This window comes from Kitasatospora sp. NPDC059722 (genome assembly GCF_042733235.1).
In the GTDB taxonomy this organism is placed as follows: domain Bacteria; phylum Actinomycetota; class Actinomycetes; order Streptomycetales; family Streptomycetaceae; genus Kitasatospora.
This window is the reverse complement of record NZ_JBHWGD010000026.1, coordinates 1-17527: the sequence shown is the minus strand read 5'-3', so window position 1 is coordinate 17527 and position 17527 is coordinate 1. Positions and strand designations below refer to the sequence as shown.

The window sequence follows — 17527 nt, the reverse complement described above, 5'->3', positions numbered from 1 at the left end:
ACCGACCAGGAAGAGGTGGACCATGACCGGCGCCGACCCGTCCCCGCTGCTGGAGTTCGTCGAGGTCGAACCCGGCGACGACTGCATATGCGGGGGCTGCAACGCCCGCCGCCGCGCCCGGCTGCACGCCGCCCCGGTGCACGAGGGCGGGCACGCCGCGGCCCGCAGCGTCCGCCGCCGGGCGGCGGTCCTGGTGGCCGCCGTCGGCACCGCGATGGGCGGCGGCGCGGCCGCGGCGACGGCGGCGGTCGCCGCCCCCGCGCCCAACCCGGGCGGCGGCAGCAGCGCCACCCCGCAGAACCCGCAGGGCGAGGTCAGCAGCCTCTACGGCGAGGACGACGGCGGCACCGACACCACCCCGCGCACCTCCGCCCAACCGGTGACGAGGGCCCGGATCATCCAGCGCGCGCAGAGCTGGGTCGACCAGCGGGTGCCGTACGGCATGGGCCGCTACTGGTCGGACGGCTACCGGCAGGACTGCTCCGGCTTCGTCTCGATGGCCTGGGGCCTGGACGGCAGCCAGACCACCTGGACCCTGCCGAACTTCGCCGAGCGGATCGGCAAGGCCGACCTCCAGCCCGGCGACGTCCTGATCTACAACAACCCGGCCAACCCGCAGGCCGGTTCGCACGCGACGATCTTCGGCGGCTGGACCGACTCCACCCGCACCCGCTACGTCGCCTACGAGCAGACCGCCCCCGGCACGACGAAGCGCAGCACGCCGTACGCGTACTGGAACAACCCCGGCTCGTACGTCCCGTACCGCTACACCGGCCTCTCCGGCGCCGGCAACGACGGCACCCCCTCGACGGCCTTCCCCGGCGCCGACAAGTTCGGCCCCGGCGCGAACAACGCGTACGTCACCGAGCTCGGCCGGATGCTCGTGCAGCGCGGTGGCACCCGGTTCTACTCCGAGGGCCCGGGCCCGCAGTGGGGCGAGGCCGACCGCAAGGCCACCGAGGCCTTCCAGCTCGCCCAGGGCTGGCGCGGCGGCGAGGCCGACGGCATCCCGGGCAAGGACACCTGGGACTACCTGGTCAACGGCAAGGGCCGGAGCATCGACGCCGGCGCCCCACTGCCACCCCCGCCCCCGCCCGCGAGCGGCGCACCCGCGTACCCGGGCGCCGACCGGTTCGGGCCCGGCGCGAACAACGACTCCGTCCGTCAGCTCGGCGAGCAGCTCGTCCGCAAGGGCTTCGGCGGCGCCTACACCGTCGGCCCCGGCCCGCAGTGGGGCGAGGGCGACCGCGCCAACGTCCAGTCCTTCCAGCAGGCCGAGGGCTGGAGCGGCACCGACGCCGACGGCTACCCGGGCCCGGAGACGTGGCGGCGGCTGTTCTCCTGACGCCCCGGCGCCCGCCCGCTCAGCCGCGGCCGGGCGGGCGCCCCGACATCCAGTGGAAGAGCCCCATCGCGACGCTCGTCGCGAGGTTGAAGCTGGACACCCCCGGCTGCATCGGCACCGCGACCAGGTGGTCCGCACGCGCCTTGAGCTCCGCCGAGACGCCGTGCCGCTCGGTGCCGAACGCCAGCAGCGCGTCGTCCGGGAACGCCAGCGTGCGGATGTCCACGCCCTCGGGGTCCAGCACGTAGAGCGGCCCGGCGGGCAGCTCCGGCAGGGCCAGCCGCTCGACCGCGGTCGCGAAGTGCAGGCCCGCGCTGCCGCGCACGACGGTCGGGTGCCAGGGGTCGAGGTCGCCGGTGGTGACGACCCCGGTGGCGCCGAAGCCCGCCGCGAGCCGGATCACCGCGCCGACGTTGCCCAGGTTGCGCGGGTTCTCCAGCAGCACGACCGGCGCGCGGCGGGGCCGGTGCCCGAGCGCGGCCCGGTTCGCCCCGGCGGACGGCCGCACCGCCAGCGCGATCACCCCGGTCGGGTGCAGCCGGGGCGCCAGCGTTCGCAGCGCGGTCTCCGGCACCTCCACCGCGAGGCCGGCCAGCGCCGGCCCGACGTCCTCGGCCAGCTCGGCGGCGAGCGCCAGCAGCGCGGCCCGGTCCGCGGTCAGCACCTGCCGGACCTCCCCGCCGAAGCGCAGCGCGTGCTTCAGCGGGTGGAACCCGTCCAGCAGGACCGTCCCCGGCTCCCGCTCCACCGCCCGCCAGCCGCGCACCACGTCGTCCACACCGTTCATGCCGTTCATGGCGTTCATGCTTCCACCCCGCCGTCCGCGGGCTCACCGCCACCCGCGTCCACCCCCCGAACGTCCTCCCGCCCCCGCAAAGCCCGCTCCAGCTCCTTCAACGCCTGCATCAGCAACCGCACCCCCGCCCACAGCACATCCCGCTGCACCCCCTCCGGCACCTCCGCCAGCCGCTTCTCCAACTGCGCCTGCGCCCCCCGCACCGCCCCGAAGTCCACCGGCCGCCCGGTCAGCAGCGCCCCCGCCGCGAGCGCCGTCCCGAGCCTCAGCTCCTCGGCGAACCCGGCCGCCCCCGGCACCGGCTCGGCGTCGCCGGCCGGCAGGTGGGCCTCCAGCAGGACGGCCGCCCGCCCGAGGCGTCCGACCGCGGCCCTGGCCCGGTCGATCCGGCGCCGGCTCACCCCGGGCAGTCCGGACGCGTGCCGTCCCGGTTCGGCGTCGGCCCGTTCCATCGCCTGGAGCAGTTCGGAGCGCGCCTCCCGGGAGTCCAGCAGCGTCGTCCGCACGTCCCGTCCGCGCGGCGCCGCCGGGTCCTCGTAGCCGTCGATCACCGCCGCCGCGTACCGCCCGGCCGCGGCCAGCCACTCGGCGAGCCGCTCGCCGAGCCGGGCGGTCTGCCAGGTCGGGAAGAGCGCGTACGTGACGAGCGCGACGGATCCGCCGAGCAGGGTCAGCCCGACCCGTTCGAAGGCGGTCGTCAGCGGGTCGCCCGGCTGCAGTCCGAGCAGGAAGACGACGTACGACGAGATGCCGACGGTCATCAGCGCGTACCCGGTCCGCAGCGTCAGGTAGGCCCCGCCGATGCAGAGCACCGCCAGCGCCGCGAGCACCCACTCGCCCGGGTGCGCCAGCTGGACCACGAGGGTCGAGACGGCGACCCCGACGACCGTCCCGGCGAGCCGGGCGACGCCCCGGCTGTAGGTCTGGGCGAAGTCGGGCCGCATGACCATCGCGGCGGTCATCGGCGCCCAGTGGCCGTGCTCGAAGCCGGCGGCCCGCGCCAGCAGGTACGCGGCCGTGACGACCCCGGTGAGCCGGACGGCGTGCTGGAACACCGCCGATCGCGGCCGGACCTGCCGCCGCACCGCCCGCAGCGCGGCGGGCAGCATCCGGAACAGCGGCGGCTTGTGCAGGGCGCCGCCGGCACCGACGACGGGCACCGTGACGGTGTCCACGTCGCCGCGGTCCAGCGTGTCGGCGGCCTTGCGCAGCAGCCCGCCGAGCCGCCGGGCCGAGCGCTTGGCCGCACCCCGCAGCCGCCCGTCCGCCTCGGGTGCGGCCAGCGGGACGGGTGCGGCGAGCGCGTAGACGGGCGCGGTGCGGGGGAGGCGGACGGGATCACCGGTCCTGATGGCCCGGGCGAGGGCGTCCATGGCCTCGGCGGACGCGGCGAGGACCTCCCGGGCGCGGTCGCGCTGTGGCCCTTCCGCCGGCGCGCCGACCTTGGGGTCGGCGAGCGCGGCGAGGGTGGGGCGGATGCGTTCGGCGATGCCGCGCAGGCCGCGCAGTTCGGGCGGCCGGTGGCGGTCCTGCCAGGGGGTGAGGGCGGCGGCGTGCCGGGCGGTCATGAACGGCGCGGGGTCGACGTGCGCGGTCGGGTCCTGTCGCAACCGCCGTGCGTAGTCGCCCAGTTCGGCGTAGGTGTCGGCGAGTGCCGCCCGCTGGGCGGTCCAACTGCCGATCGGCCACAGGGTGATGACGGCGGCCTGGACGACGCCGCCGAGGGCCGCGACGAGTCCGTGGCCGAGCGCGGCGAGCACGCCGACCGGGAGCTGGACGACGATCAGCATCACCGAGACGGTGTTGGCCGCGACCACCCCGGCGGTCGGCCCGATCGCCCAGGCGAGTCCGGCGGCGAAGGCCCACACCGCGAGCAGCGCCGGGAACAGCCCGACGACGCCGACGGCCAGGTACCCGAGGAAGGTGCTGGTGCCGAGCCCGATCCCGGCGGCGACGGCGAGGCTGGCCCGGGGCCGGAAGCTGCGCTGGAAGGTGGCCGTCCCGGCGATGAACGCGCCCATCGCGGCCGAGGTCGCGAGCGAGGGCCCGCCGAGCGCGAGGGTCGGGAACAGCACGAGCCCCACGGCGACGGCCCCGCGCGCCGCCCGTTTGGGGTCGGTCAGCGCCCGGTCGAGGGTGAGTCCGGTCCGCGCGGTGTCACGTAGCGCGGCGAACCAGGACATAGCGCCATCCTAGAGCGGCTCGTCCGCTCCCACCGGCTCTCGCTCCCGCTCCCGCGGGACCGCACCGCCCCGCCGGACCGGCCGCACCCGCCGCACCTGCCGCTCCGCCCAGAGCAACGCCCCGGTCGGCAGGAACACCGCGTCCGCCGCGACCATCGCGAGCGAGAACACCGGAAGCCCGAGCACCACCGCGATCCCGAGGTGCTCGGCCATCATGATCGCCAGCAGGACGTTCTTGACCCGCCGGTCGAGCAGCGTGAACGGGAACGCGACCTGCACGATCACCGTGCCGTAGGAGATCAGGAACACCGGCACCAGCGCCGAGCCGACCAGCGCGGACAGCGCCGGCCAGGGCGCGAAGTAGTCCAGGTGGAGCGGGTAGTACAGCGCGGTGCCGTCCTGCCAGCGCGTGCCCTGCACCTTGTACCAGCCGGCCGTCGCGTAGATCAGCACCACCTCGGCGGCGATCACCAGCATCGCGCAGTTGTGCACCGTGTTCGCGAGCCCGTCGAGCACCGCCCGCACCTCGCCGTCCGGCCGCAGCCGGCCGAGCGCCCACCAGAGCCCGGCCACCGCCCAGAGCCCCCAGAACAGCGGTGCCCACCCGAGGTACGGGAACGCGGCGGAGGTCCAGGTCAGGCTGTCCCCGGAGAAGCCACCGAGCTGACAGACCGCCAGCACGGCCCCGAGGACGGCCCAGAGCACGACGCCGCCCCACCCGGGACGGCCCCGCCGGGCGTCGAGCGACCACACCTCGGCGCAGCGGGTGAAGACCAGGTAGACGGCCATCAGGTGGACGACGTTGTCGCCGCCGTCGCCGAGGAAGACGTCCCGGTTCTGCAGCGACAGCACGGTGACCAGGAAGAGCACCGTACTCGCCCGGGTCCGCCAGCCGAGCACCACGGCGAGGGCGGCGAGCACCGCCAGGTGGTAGACCGCCTCGAACCAGAGCCGCCCGTCGAACCAGGGCAGCACGGTGAAGGCCCCGTTGTCGGCGAGGAGCTGCCGGGCGAGGTCCAGGGACCAGGGCGACCGGTCGCCGTACAGCACCCGCCGGTTCGGCCACTCGCGCAGCAGGTAGGCGAGCCAGACCAGCCCGAAGCCGATCCGCACCACGGCCGCCTGGTGGCGGCCGAGCACCCGCCCGGTGAACGCCTCCAGCGCCCGGCCGACGCGTGCGAGCGGACCCGGGGCCGGCGCGGGCACGGACTCGGGTGCTGACACGGCAACGACCTGCTGCCCGCCCTGGCGCGGGATCCCGTCCAACCGCGGCTGTTCGACACCGGGCGGCGAGACCTCCCGCGGCGAGACCCCCGACGAGACCCCCGACGGCGAGACCTCCGGCTGCGACACCTCGTTCACCCGAGCCCCCGGAAGTCCGCGTCGTCCACCGGCCACCAGGGCAGCTCCCGCGTCTTCGGCTCGGGCGGCGGGGCCTCCCCGCTCCAGGACGGCGGCGGGACGGTCGCCGAGGTCACCCGGAACTGGATCTCCAGGATCCGCTCGCCGTCCACGCTCCGGCCGATCCGCTGGAGCGCTATGCGCTTCAGGTACTCCTCGGCGAGCTTGCCCCGGCTGTTGGTCAGCGTCTCGTCCTGCGGGTTGTGCGAGCCGTCGTAGAAGTCCCAGGCCCGCCGCAGCAGGTTCTGGTCGACGTGGCTGGGCGCCGGGTTGCCCCTTATCGCGGCGATGTCCCGGGCGGTCAGCCCGAGCCAGTCGCGGGTCTCGGTGGCGCCGCCGCCGGCGACGGTCCGCACCCGGGCGTCCAGGCTGACGTTCTGCTGGAGCGGGTTGGGCGCGAAGAGCTTCCAGTTCTGCTCGAACTCGGGGTAGACCACCCCGTCGATCTGCTCCCGGTACTGCCGGGACACCGTGTTGGCGGGCGCGACGTGCAGGAACACCGCGCCGAGGAACAGTCCCGTCCCGGTGAGCAGCACCACGGCGGCCAGGCCCAGAACGAGCTGCGCGGGCCGCGACCGGACCCGCGCGCCGGCCGGTGTGTCCGTGCTGTCCGCCATGCGCACTCCCCCTGCCGGACGGGCGCCGCCGGGCCCGTCCCGGGTCGGTCGCGCGCCCATCCTGCCCTACCGGGCCAAAGGGTGCGTACGGGTCGGAGCGGGGTTCAGAGGACGAACGCGTCCTGGCCGGTGCTGCTGACCATGGGCCGGCCGGCGCCCTCCCAGGCGTACATGCCGCCGTCCACGTTCACCGCGTCCCGGCCCTGCTGCACCAGGTACTGGACGACCTGCGCCGAGCGGCCGCCGACGCGGCACAGCACGTACAGCTTGTCGTCCGGCAGCTCGCCGAGCCGGGCGATGACCTGCCCGAGCGGGATGTGCAGGGCGCCGTCCACGTGGCCCGCGTCCCACTCGTCCTGCTCGCGGACGTCCAGGAGGACGGCATCGGCGGGCACGGAGGCGGCGTCGGCGGAGGGGATCTGCGGGAACATCGTGTGGGTCTCCTGGGGCTCGATCGGGTCCGTGCCATTGTCGCCCACCGGGGGCCGGGGATCGCCGAGCAGCCGGGCCAGCTCGGCCTGCCGGTCCGCGGCCTTGGCCAGCAGCTCCTCGGCGAGCTGCTCCAGCAGCCCGTCCGGGTCCTGCGGCGCGAGCGCGAGGAGCTCCCCCATCGGGGTGCGCTCCAGCCGGACCTGCTCGGCGGCGGTCTCGGCGATCTTCGCGGTGAGCCATTCCAGTCGGCGGCGCAGCCACTCCAGCCGGTCCGGCGCGTCCGGCGCGGGGGCCGCCTCGGGCGCGGTGGACCACTCGGCGGCCAGGCCGGCCAGCGCGCCGGCGTCGCCGAACGCGTAGGCCTCGTTGACCCGGACGAGGAACGCGGCCCGGCGCTCCTGCTCGGCCGGGTCGGTGGTGAGGTCGGGGTGGGCGCGGCGCACGAGGTCGCGGTAGATCCGCTGGGCCTCCCGTCCGGGGCGGACCTTGGCCGGGGCGGCGGGCGGCGGCGGGACGGCCTCCTCCTCGCCGCCGCGCTCCTCGCGGACCGCCTGGACGGAGTCGAACAGCGCGTCCAGGTCGGGGAGTTCCTCGACCTGCTGCCTGGCCTCGGCGGCCCGCCGGACGTCCTCGGGGCGCCCGGTCGTGGCCGCGACAGCCTCCGCGACCAGGGCGTCCAGCTCGTCGAGCCGGGCGTAGAGCGGGCCGAGCAGCTGATGGTGGATCAGCGCGAAGTTGTCGATCTCGACCCGCAGCGTCTGCACGTCGACGTCCATGCTCAGCCAGGCGAGTTCGGCGGCGGCGACCCGCTCCTCCAGCTCCTGCTGCTCCGGGTCCGTCCAGCGGACGGGGATCTGCGCGGTCACTTCTCGCCTCTGTCTCGTCCCTACTGCGTTCGGCCGCCGGGCGGCCCGGCCTGCCACCCTACCCCCGCGCGGGAAGCGTCAACCGGGCGGAAGGGGGGTACGAACCGGCGCGAGGCAAGCGGCGTGCAACCGATCCTGATGAATCTCCCCGTTTCGCTATCGAGCCCGGCCCGGTCCGTGCTTCGCTGGTATCCGCACAGCGTGCCTTCCTCCAGAGAGACGGCCGCCTCCAGGCGTGGCGGCCAGGCGGGAGCAGACCGAATCCATGGTGGACGAGCCCAACTCCACACCGCGTCCGGCGGGCGCCGAGGCCGTTCCGGGAGGCCACCCGGCGGGTGTCGCCGCCCTGGTCCGGCTCGCCCTCGTCCTGGTCGACCGGGCCGGACGGATCGCCCAGTGGAGCCGGGCCGCCGAGGAGCTCTTCGGGCACCGGGCCGAGGTCGCCCGCGACCGCCCCGCCTCGGGCCTGCTGCCCGCCATGGAGCCCCGCGGATCCGCCGGCGCCACCTGTGCCCGCCGCCGCTGCGACGCCCTCGACACCCTGGCCGCGCTGACCGCCGACGGCCCGCCCTGGGCCGGCCAGATGCCCGTCACCGACCGCGAGGACCACCTGCGCGACGTGCTGTGGTGGGCCTACCCGCTGCCCGGCCCGTCCGGCGGCCTGCTCGCCCTGGCCGCGGACGCCCGCCCGCTGCGCACCTCGGGACCACGCCTCGCGCTGGGCGAGCGGCTGCTGCCGTTCGCGCCCGCCCCCGCCGCCCGGGGCGGCTTCCACGGGCTGGTCGCCGCGCTCACCCCGCCCGGCGGAGCACCCGCCGGTTCCGCCGCGGCGTCGGCGCTGGCCCGGCTCCTGCCCGCCGCCCACCGGGCACCGCTGGTGGCGGCGCTGGAGCTCGCCGGGCTGCCCGCCCTGCGGCTGGACGCGGCCACCGTGCTCCCGGTGCTGCCCTCCGACCCGCAGTGCGGCGCCGCGCACGCCGCCGCCGGGATCGGCCGCCGCTACCCCACCGCCCAGCAGCGCGCCGCCCGGGTGGGCCCGCCACCGCAGCCAGAGCAGGCCGGCACGTTCCGGACCGTCCGCGGCCGCCCGGCCGGCCCGCTGCCCGGCCAGCGCGACTGCGCCGAACGGCCCGCCGCCAGGCCGGCCGCCCTGTCCGTCCCGTCCCCCACCGGAGGAGGCGCCGCCATCGAGCCGGCCGCCGTCGAATCGTCCGCCAACGGGCACCAGGCCCTCGCCCCGGCCCCGGTCGGGCGGAGCGCCCGCGGCGACCAGTCCCCGGGCACCGCCCCGGACACCACCGCGTCCGCCGTCCCGGCCCCCGCCGGCGCCGACGGCCCGCCCCACGGCGGCCGCCTCGGCCCGTTCCTGACCAACGGCCACGCCGGCGAGCAGCTGGCCCTGCTGAACGAGGTCGGCGGCAAGGTCGGCACCACCCTGGACCTCGGCTTCACCGCCCACGAGCTCTGCCAGGTGCTGGTCCCCCGGGTCGCCGACTTCGCCTGCGTGGACCTCGTGGACGGGCTGATCTCCGACTCGGAGCTGCCCGCCGCCCGGCCGGACGACGACACGATGCTCCGCCGGGTCGCCCTGGTCTACAACGAGACCGGCGGCGCCTGGGACCACGTCCTGTCCGAGGGCGCGCTGGTCAGCATGCCCCGCCGCACCCCGCCCGGGATGGCCCTCCAGCTGAACCAGCCGGTCCTCGTCCCGGTGGTCAGCGACGACGTCGCGGTCGACTACGCCATCGCGCTCGGCGGCGTCCGGCTGGCCCCGGTGGTCTCCGGCCGCTCGATGCTGGTCGTCCCGCTCTCCGCCCGGGGCACCGTGCTCGGCATCCTCAAGCTGCTCCGGCTGCCCGACCGCACCCCCTTCGACGAGAGCGACGCCGCGACCCTCAAGGAGCTGGCCGTCCGCGCCGCCCTGTCGCTCGACAACGCCAGGCTGCACCGCGCCGAGTCCCGGGTCGCCACCACGCTGCAGCGCTCGATGATCCCGACCCGCCCGCCGCAGATCCCCGGCGTGCAGATCGCCCACCGCTACCTGCCCGGCGACCCGAAGGCCGAGGTCGGCGGCGACTGGTTCGACGCGATCCAGCTGCCCGGCAGCCGGGTCGCCCTGGTGGTCGGCGACGTGATGGGCCACGGCCTGCACTCGGCCGCCGCGATGGGCCGCTTCCGCACCGCGATGCAGACCCTCGCCGCCCTCGACCTGCCGCCCGGCCAGCTGCTGCGCCACCTCGACAACCTGGCCCACAAGCTCGGCGACGACCACCTCGCCACCTGCCTGTACGCGGTCTACGACCCGATCAACCGGACCTGCGAGCTGGCCAGCGCCGGCCACGTCCCGCCGGTCCTGGTGCACCCGGACGGCACCGGCGAGCTGCTGGAGATCCCGGCCGGCGCGCCGATCGGGGTCGGCGGGGTGCCGTTCGTCGCCAAGACCATCGACGTGTCGGACGGCTCGATGCTGGTGCTCTGCACCGACGGGCTGGTCGAGGTCAGGGGCGGCGACATAGGAGCGGGCCTGGCCGCGCTCTGCGGCAACCTGATCGACCCGCGGCAGAGCCCCGAGCAGGCCTGCGACGTCGTGCTGGAGCGCCTGCACTCGGACGACCGCAAGGACGACGTCGCCCTCCTGGTGGCCCGCTTCGACGGGGTCGCCCCGTCCGAGGTGGCCACCTGGGACCTCACCGTCGACCACCGCGAGGTCCGCCGGGCCCGCGCCCTGGTCCGCGAGCAGCTGGCCGCCTGGCACCTGGAGGCGCTCAGCGACACCACCGAGCTGCTGGTCAGCGAGCTGGTGACGAACGCCGTCCGGGTGGCCAGGGACCGGGTCCGGCTGCAGCTGATCCGGGTGGACAAGCTCCTGGTCGAGGTCAGCGACGACAACCACAACCTGCCCTCGCTGGAGCCCGCCGAGCAGCTCGGCGAGACCGGCCGCGGCCTCACCCTGGTGACCAAGCTCGCCGAGCGCTGGGGCACCGCCCGCAAGGCGGTCGGCAAGGTCGTCTGGTTCGAGCTCCCGCTGCCCCACGGCCCCCGGAAAGCCTGAGCGGCCGGGCACCGGGCGCGCTGCCCGGTACCCGGCCGCTCAAGGCCGCAACGATGCTCCCTACGGGATGACGGCGCCCGCCGAGGTCCGCCGCCGGGCCTCCACCGCGACCTCGCGGGAGGCCGCCGTCGCCACCGAGGTGGCGGCCCCGACCCCGGCCAGCACCCGCGGCCAGAAGTCGCCGAACACCTCGACCGAGACGGCGATCAGCAGCGCGGTGATCACCGCGACGACGTGCTCCAGACCGGCCAGGTTCGGCAGGACGACCGCCTCGCCGACCATCAGGACCACCACCAGCCCGGCGGTGAACCAGGCCCGGCAGCGGAACGCGATGCAGATCGCCAGCGCCACCACCGCGGCCGACGGCCCGGTGTCCCGCACGTAGGCGACCCACTTCGGGAAGCCGAACAGGTGGTCCGGCCCGATCGCCACGCCGAACCGGGCGAACAGCGTGCCCGCCAGGGTGCAGGCGTAGGCCACCACCAGCGTCATCCGACGGCCGAGCACGATCTCGGCGATGCCGAAGACCAGGAAGACCTGGGCCAGCGCCCCCCAGACCGGCAGGTCCAGCGCCGGGACGTACAGCGACAGCGGGGTGCGCAGCAGGGAGACGTCCAGCGGCAGCGCGGCCTTCACCACACCGATGTGGTTGACGAAGCGCTCGCCGCCGGGCAGGTGCTGCACGATGCTGAACAGCAGGATCAGAAACGTCGCCGTGGTGGCCAGCGGAACGGCGGCGAACTTCTTGCGCACCACCTGGTCGCGGACCGTCACGAACAACGTCCCCCACTCGGCGACAGCGGCCGCTCTGGCTGTCGCCAGCGGCCCCTTTCGCACGCCCCCCGCGTGGGTCCTGTGAATCACAGCCGTCCTCTCCCGAATCCCCGAACCGTTGAGTCTTTTCTCAGCTACCTCAACATTAGAAGCCTCTTAACAAATCCACATCGGCATGGATGGGGATAAGGGTCATCCTCAGGGGGGAGGGGATCCCCCCTAGGGCACCCCCATCCGGCCGTCCGCCGCCCCCCGCCCCCGGCGGAGAGCGGGCGGAGGACTACTCCTCGCCCTGCTGCGCGCCCACGGGCACCCGGGGCGCCACCACGGCGGACCCGGAGTGCCGGCGCCGGAAGAGGGCGGGCATGCTCGGCGCGACGATGAAGCCCTCGGCACGGGCGCTCGCGATGCCGATCCGCGGAATCTCGCTGCTCTTCTCGAAGAGCAGGTAACGCGGTTCCCAGATCGGCCGGTACTTGGCGTTGGCGCGGTACAGCGACTCGATCTGCCACCAGCGCGAGAAGAAACCGAGCACCGAGCGCCACAGCCGCAGCACCGGGCCGGCCCCCAGCCGCGAACCGCGCTCGAAAACGGAACGGAACATCGCGAAGTTCAACGAAACCCGCTTGAGCCCCACCTCGTCGGCGCGCTGGAGGAGTTCGATCACCATGAACTCGACCAGGCCGTTCTCGGTGTCCCGGGCCCGGCGCATCAGGTCCAGCGAGAGCCCGTCCGGGCCCCACGGCACGAAGCTCAGCAGCGCCTTGAGCTCGCCGTCGCCGTCGTGGCACTCCAGCATCACGCAGCGGCCGTCGGCCGGGTCGCCGAGGCGGCCGAGCGCCATCGAGAAGCCGCGCTCGGTCGCGCCGTCGCGCCACTCGTCGGCCTTGGCCACCAGCCGCTCCATCTCCGCCTCGGAGATGTCCTCGTGGCGGCGGATCCGCACGGTGTACCCGGCCCGCTTGACCCGGTTGTACGCCTGCCGGACGACCCGCATGGCCCGGCCCTCCAGCGAGAACTCGTCCAGCTCGACGATCGCCTCGTCACCCAGCTCCAGCGCGTCCAGCCCGTGCCGGGCGTAGATCACGCCGGCCTCCTCGGAGGCACCCATGACGGCCGGAGCCCAGGCGTGCTCGCGGGACTCGGCGAGCCAGGCGTCGATCGCCCCCGGCCAGGCCTCCGGGTCGCCGATCGGGTCGCCCGAGGCGAGCGACACCCCGCCGATCACCCGGTAGGTGACGGCCGCCTTGCCGCTGGGGGAGAAGATCACGGCCTTGTCCCGGCGAAGCGCGAAGTAGCCGAGGGAGTCCCGCTCGCCCTGCTTGTCGAGCAGGGTCCGGAGCTTCGCCTCGTCCTCGGGGTTCAGCAGCTCCTTGCCCCGCGGACTGCGGAAGGCGACGTACAGCACGAGCAGGAACAGCACCGCGCCCATCGCGTTGATCACCGCGTTCACCCAGGTAGGCGCGTTGATCACGGAGCGCAGGTGCTCGGACGGGGTGATGGTGATCATCCGGCCGACGGAGTAGCGGAAGAGGTCCCAGAAGCCGGCGCCGCCCAGGTCGTTGGTCAGCCACACCAGCAGCGCGCCCACCCCGCCGCCGAACAGCAGCCCGCCGACGAAGGTCGCGGCGGCGGTCTTCGGGTTGGACTGGTCGCCCTTGGAGGTGAACTCCTTGCGCCCGATCAGCAGCGCCAGCACGAACAGGCAGGTCAGCACCGTGGAGATGTAGTTCAGCGGGTGCCGGTTGAAGCGCTCGTCGGGCAGCACCATGGCAGCCAGGTAGAGCAGGGCGAACATCCCGGCCAGCGCCGCGTTGAAGATCCACGCGGCCCGCTTGCGCCGCCGCATCGCGACCGCCAGGAACACCGACAGCACCGCGCTGGCCAGGCCCGAGGTCATCAGGTACGGCGTGAAGTACTCGCCCTCGTTGTGCTCGCTGACCTGGTCACGGAACGGCACCAGGAGTACCGTCGCCACGTTCAGCAGCGCGATCAGCCGCAGGTACCAGACGGAGGCCGCGGCGGCCCGCGGGCGCCAGCGGTCGAGCGGGCCGACGGGCCGGGGCCCGGTGGACGTGGCGGACGGCTCCGACTTCACAGTGGACGACACAGCTCAATTCCAAACGATCAGATGGTGGGGCGCATCCGCACACGGCCCGGCGCCGGGCGCCCGCACGGGCCCGACGGACTGACCGGCGGCCCCGGGCCCACCGGCCCCCGCACCGGGGAGCGGGCCGACGAAAGGGCAGCCACCAACATGGTTCCCCACCTCACGTGAGAATCGCGTGAACCGGGTAGCGGATTCCAGCCCCCGCCGAACGGCGGGGGTGCGGACCCGCCATGCGTTCGGCGGCCCGACCCGGCTACCCCTACCCTCGACATCGACCCGCGCGGACCGCCCCCACCCGGCCGCCCCAACCGAGGAGGCACCATCACCACCACCCGCGTGCTGATCGTGGACGACGAGATCCTGGTCCGCTCCGGCCTCGGCCTCATCGTCGGTTCCGCCCACGACCTGGAGGTGGTCGGCGACTGCTCCGGCGGCCAGGCCGAGGACCACGTCCAGCGGCTGCGCCCGCACGTCGTGCTGCTCGACATCCGGATGCCCGACCTCGACGGCATCTCGGTGCTGCGGAGGGTCCGCGCCCTGCCCGACCCGCCGGCCGTCGCGATGCTGACCACCTTCGACACCGACGAGTACATCGGCACCGCGCTGCGGGCCGGCGCCTCCGGCTTCCTCCTCAAGGACACCGCCCCCGAGCAGCTGGTGCACGCCGTCCGGGTGCTCGCGGCCGGCGGCAACATCCTCTCCCCGACCGTCACCCGCACCGTGATCGGCGGCTACGTGGACGGCGGCGGCCCGGACGCCGAGGCCTCCGCGCTCACCCGCACCCTCACCGGCCGGGAGCTGGACGTCCTGGCGCTGCTCGGCGAGGGCCTGTCCAACGCGGAGATCGCCGACCGGCTGTTCCTCGGCACCGGCACCGTCAAGGACCACATCAGCGCGATCCTCGGCAAGCTCGGCGCCGCGAACCGCGTCCAGGCCGCCGTGGTCGCCCACCGGGCCGGACTGGTCCGGCCGAAACCCGGCGACGGGGCATGACCGCCGCCGACCAGTTGCCGTCGAGACGGCTGCCGGCCTGGTGCACCGCGCCCTGGCTGATGCTGCTGCTGCCCGCGCTGTACTCCCTGATGGACGCGGCCCTGGTCGCCCGGGACGCCCCGTGGTGGCAGGTGGCGCTGTCGGTGCTGGCCGCCGTGACGCTGCTCTGGCGCCGCCGCTTCCCGGTCCTGGTGCTGCTGCTCACCATGCCCGGCAGCTACGTCGCCGACATCTGGCTGGCCCCGATCACGGCCGTCTACACGCTGGCGGCCGAACGCCCCAACCCCCGTCTGGTCATCCCCCTCGGCACCCTCTTCACCCTCGTCGAGTTCTTCCACTGGCCGATCTCCGACCAGACCGTCTGGCTGAGCCGCGACACCGCGCTCTACGCCATCCAGTCGATCATGCTCGCCGCCGGCCCCGCCGCCACCGGCCTGCTCGCCCGCACCCGGCGGGAGCTGGCGGCCCGGGTCGAGGAGCTGATCCGGGGCCAGGAGCGGGAGACCAGGCTGCTCGCCGAGCGGGTGCTGATCAGCGAGCGCGGCCGGCTCGCCCGCGAGATGCACGACGTCGTCTCGCACCAGGTCAGCCTGATCAGCATCCAGGCCGGCGCGCTCCAGGTGAGCACCCCCGACCCGGCCGCGGTGGCCACCGCCCGCACCATCCGCGAGCTGTCCGTGCGCACCCTCGACGAGCTGCGCCAGATGGTCGGCGTGCTGCGCACCGGCGACCCGCGCCACAACACCCCGCTCGCCCCGCAGCCGCGGCTGGCCGACCTGCCCCGGCTGATCGAGCAGAGCGGCCTGGCCGCCGACGCCGAGCTGGCGCCCGGCGACCGCCCGTGGCCGGAGGCGGTCGAGCGGGCCGCCTACCGGACGGTCCAGGAGGCGCTCACCAACATCACCAAGTACGCCCCGGACGCGGCCGTGCACGTGAAGGTGCGGGCGAAGGGCCGGCGGCTGCGGGTCGAGGTGCGCAACGACCCCCCGCCGGTGCGGCCGGCCCGGGCGGACGCCCTGACCCTGCCGGGCGGCGGTCACGGGCTGGTGGGCCTGCGCGAGCGCGCCCAGCTCCTCGGCGGCACGCTGACCGCGGGCCCCACCCAGGAGGGCGGTTTCGAGGTCCGCGCCGAACTCCCCGCGTCCCGCGCCTGAGCCGGCTGCCAACCGCCGAGACGCCGGGACGCCGCCCCGGGGCGGTCCCGCCGGAGAACGAGAAAGCCCCGCAGATCCGAAGATCTGCGGGGCTTCGCTGTGCGCGAGGGGGGAGTTGAACCCCCACGCCCTTTCGGGCACTGGAACCTGAATCCAGCGCGTCTGCCTATTCCGCCACCCGCGCATGGGTGCGTCTTCCGTGCCGACCGGATCCCCGACCCACCAGCGCCTCGCGGCCCTCGTGGTTCTTCGTTCCGGCCTCCCTCTCGGGCGGCCCTTCCGACGTGGAAAACAGTAGCACGACCTGGGGGAGTCCTCCGAATCCGTTCCGGCGGGACGGTTCCACCCCCGGTCCGCCACCCGAGCGCGTCCGAACGGATGCGCCCCGAACGTCCGGGCGAAGCGTGGAACCCCCTTCCGACGGGCACACCTGGCGTGCCGTACCCGATATGCGTCACCCTGTGTGTCCGAGCCCACCCCCGGGCACGACGCGTTCCGGGAACCGTACGGATGGGCCCGGCGTGGATACGATCAGTACGGAAGTACCGCAAGTAGGCACGACCGGCTCTCCGGGGCCCGGTCGGCAGGCAGGCGAACGAACCCTGGAAGGGGGTGCCCCATGGGAGTGCTGAAGAAGTTCGAGCAGCGACTTGAGGGTCTCGTCAACGGCACCTTCGCGAAGGTGTTCAAGTCCGAGGTCCAGCCCGTGGAGATCGCCGGTGCGCTGCAGCGCGAGTGCGACAACAACGCGAGCATCTGGAACCGCGACCGCACCGTCGTGCCGAACGACTTCATCGTCGAGCTGAGCCCGCACGACCACGAACGCCTGAGCCCCTACTCCGGGCAGCTCGGCAGCGAGCTCGCCGGCATGGTCCGCGAGTACGCCGAGGCCCAGCGGTACAGCTTCATGGGCCCCCTCCAGGTGAACCTGGAGCAGGCCGACGACCTCGACACCGGCCTGTACCGGGTGCGCAGCCGCACCCTGGCGGCCGAGGAGCCCCAGCAGTACGCGCCGCCGCAGCCCGGCTACGACCGCCCGCCGGCCGCCCCGGCCCCCGGCGCGCCGTGGCAGCAGCCGGGCGCCGACCAGTACGGCGCGCCCCCGCCGCCGGCCGCGCCCCCCGCTATGCCCCCGGCCCCGCCGACCGCGGGCGGCAACGTCCGCGCGTTCCCCGGCTCCGGCCACGGCGCCTCGGTCCGCACCTGGATCGAGGTGAACGGCACCCGCCACCAGATCTCCGGCGGCACGTGCGTGCTCGGCCGCTCGACCGAGGCGGACGTCCGGATCGACGACCCGGGCGTCTCCCGCAAGCACGCCGAGATCCGCCCCGGCAACCCTTCGATGGTCCTCGACCTGGGCTCCACCAACGGCATCGTGGTGGACGGACAGCACACCCAGCGCGCTACGCTCCGCGACGGCTCGCGAATCGTCGTGGGCTCCACCACCATCGTCTACCGACAGGTCGAAGGGTAGTGTCCGATTTGTTCGCGCGCTTCGCTCACCCACACGCGGGGCGGCCATGTCCGAACTGACCCTGACGGTGATGCGGCTGGGCTTCCTGGCCGTGCTGTGGCTGTTCGTCATCGTCGCGATCCAGGTGATCCGCAGCGACCTCTTCGGGACCAAGGTGAACCCCCGCTCCTCGCGCCGCGGCGGTGCCGCGCCCGCGCCCGGAGCCGGTGCGGCCACCGCTCCCGCCGCCGGACGCCCCGCGCCGACCCCGGGCCCGGGCCCGGGCGCGTTTACACAGCGGACGCTGCCGACGACAAAGCCACTGTTGAGCTCGGGGGGGGCCGGGTGAGT

12 protein-coding genes, 1 tRNA gene and 1 pseudogene are annotated in these 17527 nt (G+C 74.6%); 6 read left to right on the top strand and 8 right to left on the bottom strand.

The window, feature by feature from the left end; all coding sequences use genetic code 11:
- The first annotated feature begins 22 nt into the window (after window positions 1–22).
- A complete protein-coding gene (locus ACFV4F_RS18530; RefSeq protein WP_380503695.1) occupies window positions 23–1345 on the top strand; it encodes a peptidoglycan-binding protein in 1323 nt (440 codons plus the stop codon).
- A 19-nt stretch (window positions 1346–1364) separates the two neighbouring features.
- Here ACFV4F_RS18530 and ACFV4F_RS18525 read toward each other — a convergent pair whose 3' ends face one another.
- The 5 genes from ACFV4F_RS18525 to ACFV4F_RS18505 all read right to left on the bottom strand — a co-directional run bounded on the left by ACFV4F_RS18525 (window position 1365) and on the right by ACFV4F_RS18505 (window position 7640).
- A complete protein-coding gene (locus tag ACFV4F_RS18525) occupies window positions 1365–2150 on the bottom strand; it encodes a TrmH family RNA methyltransferase (protein WP_380503692.1) in 786 nt (261 codons plus the stop codon).
- A complete protein-coding gene (locus ACFV4F_RS18520; RefSeq protein ID WP_380503689.1) occupies window positions 2147–4324 on the bottom strand; it encodes an FUSC family protein in 2178 nt (725 codons plus the stop codon). The genes ACFV4F_RS18525 and ACFV4F_RS18520 overlap by 4 nt, the downstream gene beginning before the upstream one ends.
- Window positions 4325–4333: 9 nt before the next feature.
- Window positions 4334–5548 carry an HTTM domain-containing protein gene (locus ACFV4F_RS18515; protein ID WP_380439715.1) on the bottom strand — a complete coding sequence of 405 codons (1215 nt, stop codon included), beginning with the start codon at window positions 5546–5548 and terminating at the stop codon, window positions 4334–4336.
- A gap of 134 nt (window positions 5549–5682) precedes the next feature.
- On the bottom strand, window positions 5683–6342 hold the full coding sequence (locus ACFV4F_RS18510) for a DUF5819 family protein (protein WP_380497457.1): 660 nt from the start codon (window positions 6340–6342) through the stop codon (window positions 5683–5685).
- A gap of 104 nt (window positions 6343–6446) precedes the next feature.
- Window positions 6447–7640 carry a rhodanese-like domain-containing protein gene (locus ACFV4F_RS18505; RefSeq protein ID WP_380439719.1) on the bottom strand — a complete coding sequence of 398 codons (1194 nt, stop codon included), beginning with the start codon at window positions 7638–7640 and terminating at the stop codon, window positions 6447–6449.
- A 265-nt stretch (window positions 7641–7905) separates the two neighbouring features.
- Between ACFV4F_RS18505 and ACFV4F_RS18500 the strand changes: the two genes are divergently transcribed.
- On the top strand, window positions 7906–10692 hold the full coding sequence (locus ACFV4F_RS18500) for a SpoIIE family protein phosphatase (protein WP_380503686.1): 2787 nt from the start codon (window positions 7906–7908) through the stop codon (window positions 10690–10692).
- A 60-nt stretch (window positions 10693–10752) separates the two neighbouring features.
- Here the strand turns inward: ACFV4F_RS18500 and ACFV4F_RS18495 are convergent, their stop codons facing one another.
- On the bottom strand, window positions 10753–11466 hold the full coding sequence (locus tag ACFV4F_RS18495) for a hypothetical protein (protein WP_380497454.1): 714 nt from the start codon (window positions 11464–11466) through the stop codon (window positions 10753–10755).
- Between the two features lie 280 nt (window positions 11467–11746).
- Entirely contained in the window at window positions 11747–13576 is a 1830-nt protein-coding gene (locus ACFV4F_RS18490; protein ID WP_380503683.1) for a phosphatidylglycerol lysyltransferase domain-containing protein, read from the bottom strand.
- 339 nt (window positions 13577–13915) lie between these two features.
- Here ACFV4F_RS18490 and ACFV4F_RS18485 point away from each other — a divergent pair, with 339 nt between their 5' ends.
- Together ACFV4F_RS18485 and ACFV4F_RS18480 are read left to right on the top strand one after the other, a co-directional pair.
- Window positions 13916–14569 (top strand): response regulator, encoded by a 654-nt coding sequence (locus ACFV4F_RS18485; RefSeq protein WP_380439735.1) that lies wholly within the window; start codon window positions 13916–13918, stop codon window positions 14567–14569.
- Entirely contained in the window at window positions 14566–15723 is a 1158-nt protein-coding gene (locus ACFV4F_RS18480) for a sensor histidine kinase (protein WP_380439725.1), read from the top strand. Before ACFV4F_RS18485 ends, ACFV4F_RS18480 begins: the two co-directional genes overlap by 4 nt.
- Before the next feature lie 100 nt (window positions 15724–15823).
- On the opposite strand, the gene ACFV4F_RS18475 is transcribed toward ACFV4F_RS18480, so the two are convergent.
- Window positions 15824–15907: transfer RNA gene (locus ACFV4F_RS18475), tRNA-Leu, on the bottom strand.
- Between the two features lie 435 nt (window positions 15908–16342).
- Here ACFV4F_RS18475 and ACFV4F_RS18470 point away from each other — a divergent pair.
- On the top strand, window positions 16343–17197 hold the full coding sequence (locus ACFV4F_RS18470) for an FhaA domain-containing protein (RefSeq protein WP_380439727.1): 855 nt from the start codon (window positions 16343–16345) through the stop codon (window positions 17195–17197).
- 46 nt (window positions 17198–17243) lie between these two features.
- A pseudogene (locus tag ACFV4F_RS18465) lies at window positions 17244–17391 on the top strand (FHA domain-containing protein); the annotation flags it as partial.
- Window positions 17392–17527: the final 136 nt, after the last annotated feature.

Excerpts from the sequence above, each read along its gene's own strand:
- ACFV4F_RS18530 (WP_380503695.1), top strand. The coding sequence starts at position 23 with ATGACCGGCGCCGACCCGTCCCCGCTGCTGGAGTTCGTCGAGGTCGAA.
- ACFV4F_RS18500 (WP_380503686.1), top strand. The coding sequence starts at position 7,906 with ATGGTGGACGAGCCCAACTCCACACCGCGTCCGGCGGGCGCCGAGGCC.
- ACFV4F_RS18510 (WP_380497457.1), bottom strand. The coding sequence starts at position 6,342 with ATGGCGGACAGCACGGACACACCGGCCGGCGCGCGGGTCCGGTCGCGG.
- ACFV4F_RS18525 (WP_380503692.1), bottom strand. The coding sequence starts at position 2,150 with ATGAACGCCATGAACGGCATGAACGGTGTGGACGACGTGGTGCGCGGC.
- ACFV4F_RS18520 (WP_380503689.1), bottom strand. The coding sequence starts at position 4,324 with ATGTCCTGGTTCGCCGCGCTACGTGACACCGCGCGGACCGGACTCACC.
- ACFV4F_RS18470 (WP_380439727.1), top strand. The coding sequence starts at position 16,343 with ATGGGAGTGCTGAAGAAGTTCGAGCAGCGACTTGAGGGTCTCGTCAAC.
- ACFV4F_RS18480 (WP_380439725.1), top strand. The coding sequence starts at position 14,566 with ATGACCGCCGCCGACCAGTTGCCGTCGAGACGGCTGCCGGCCTGGTGC.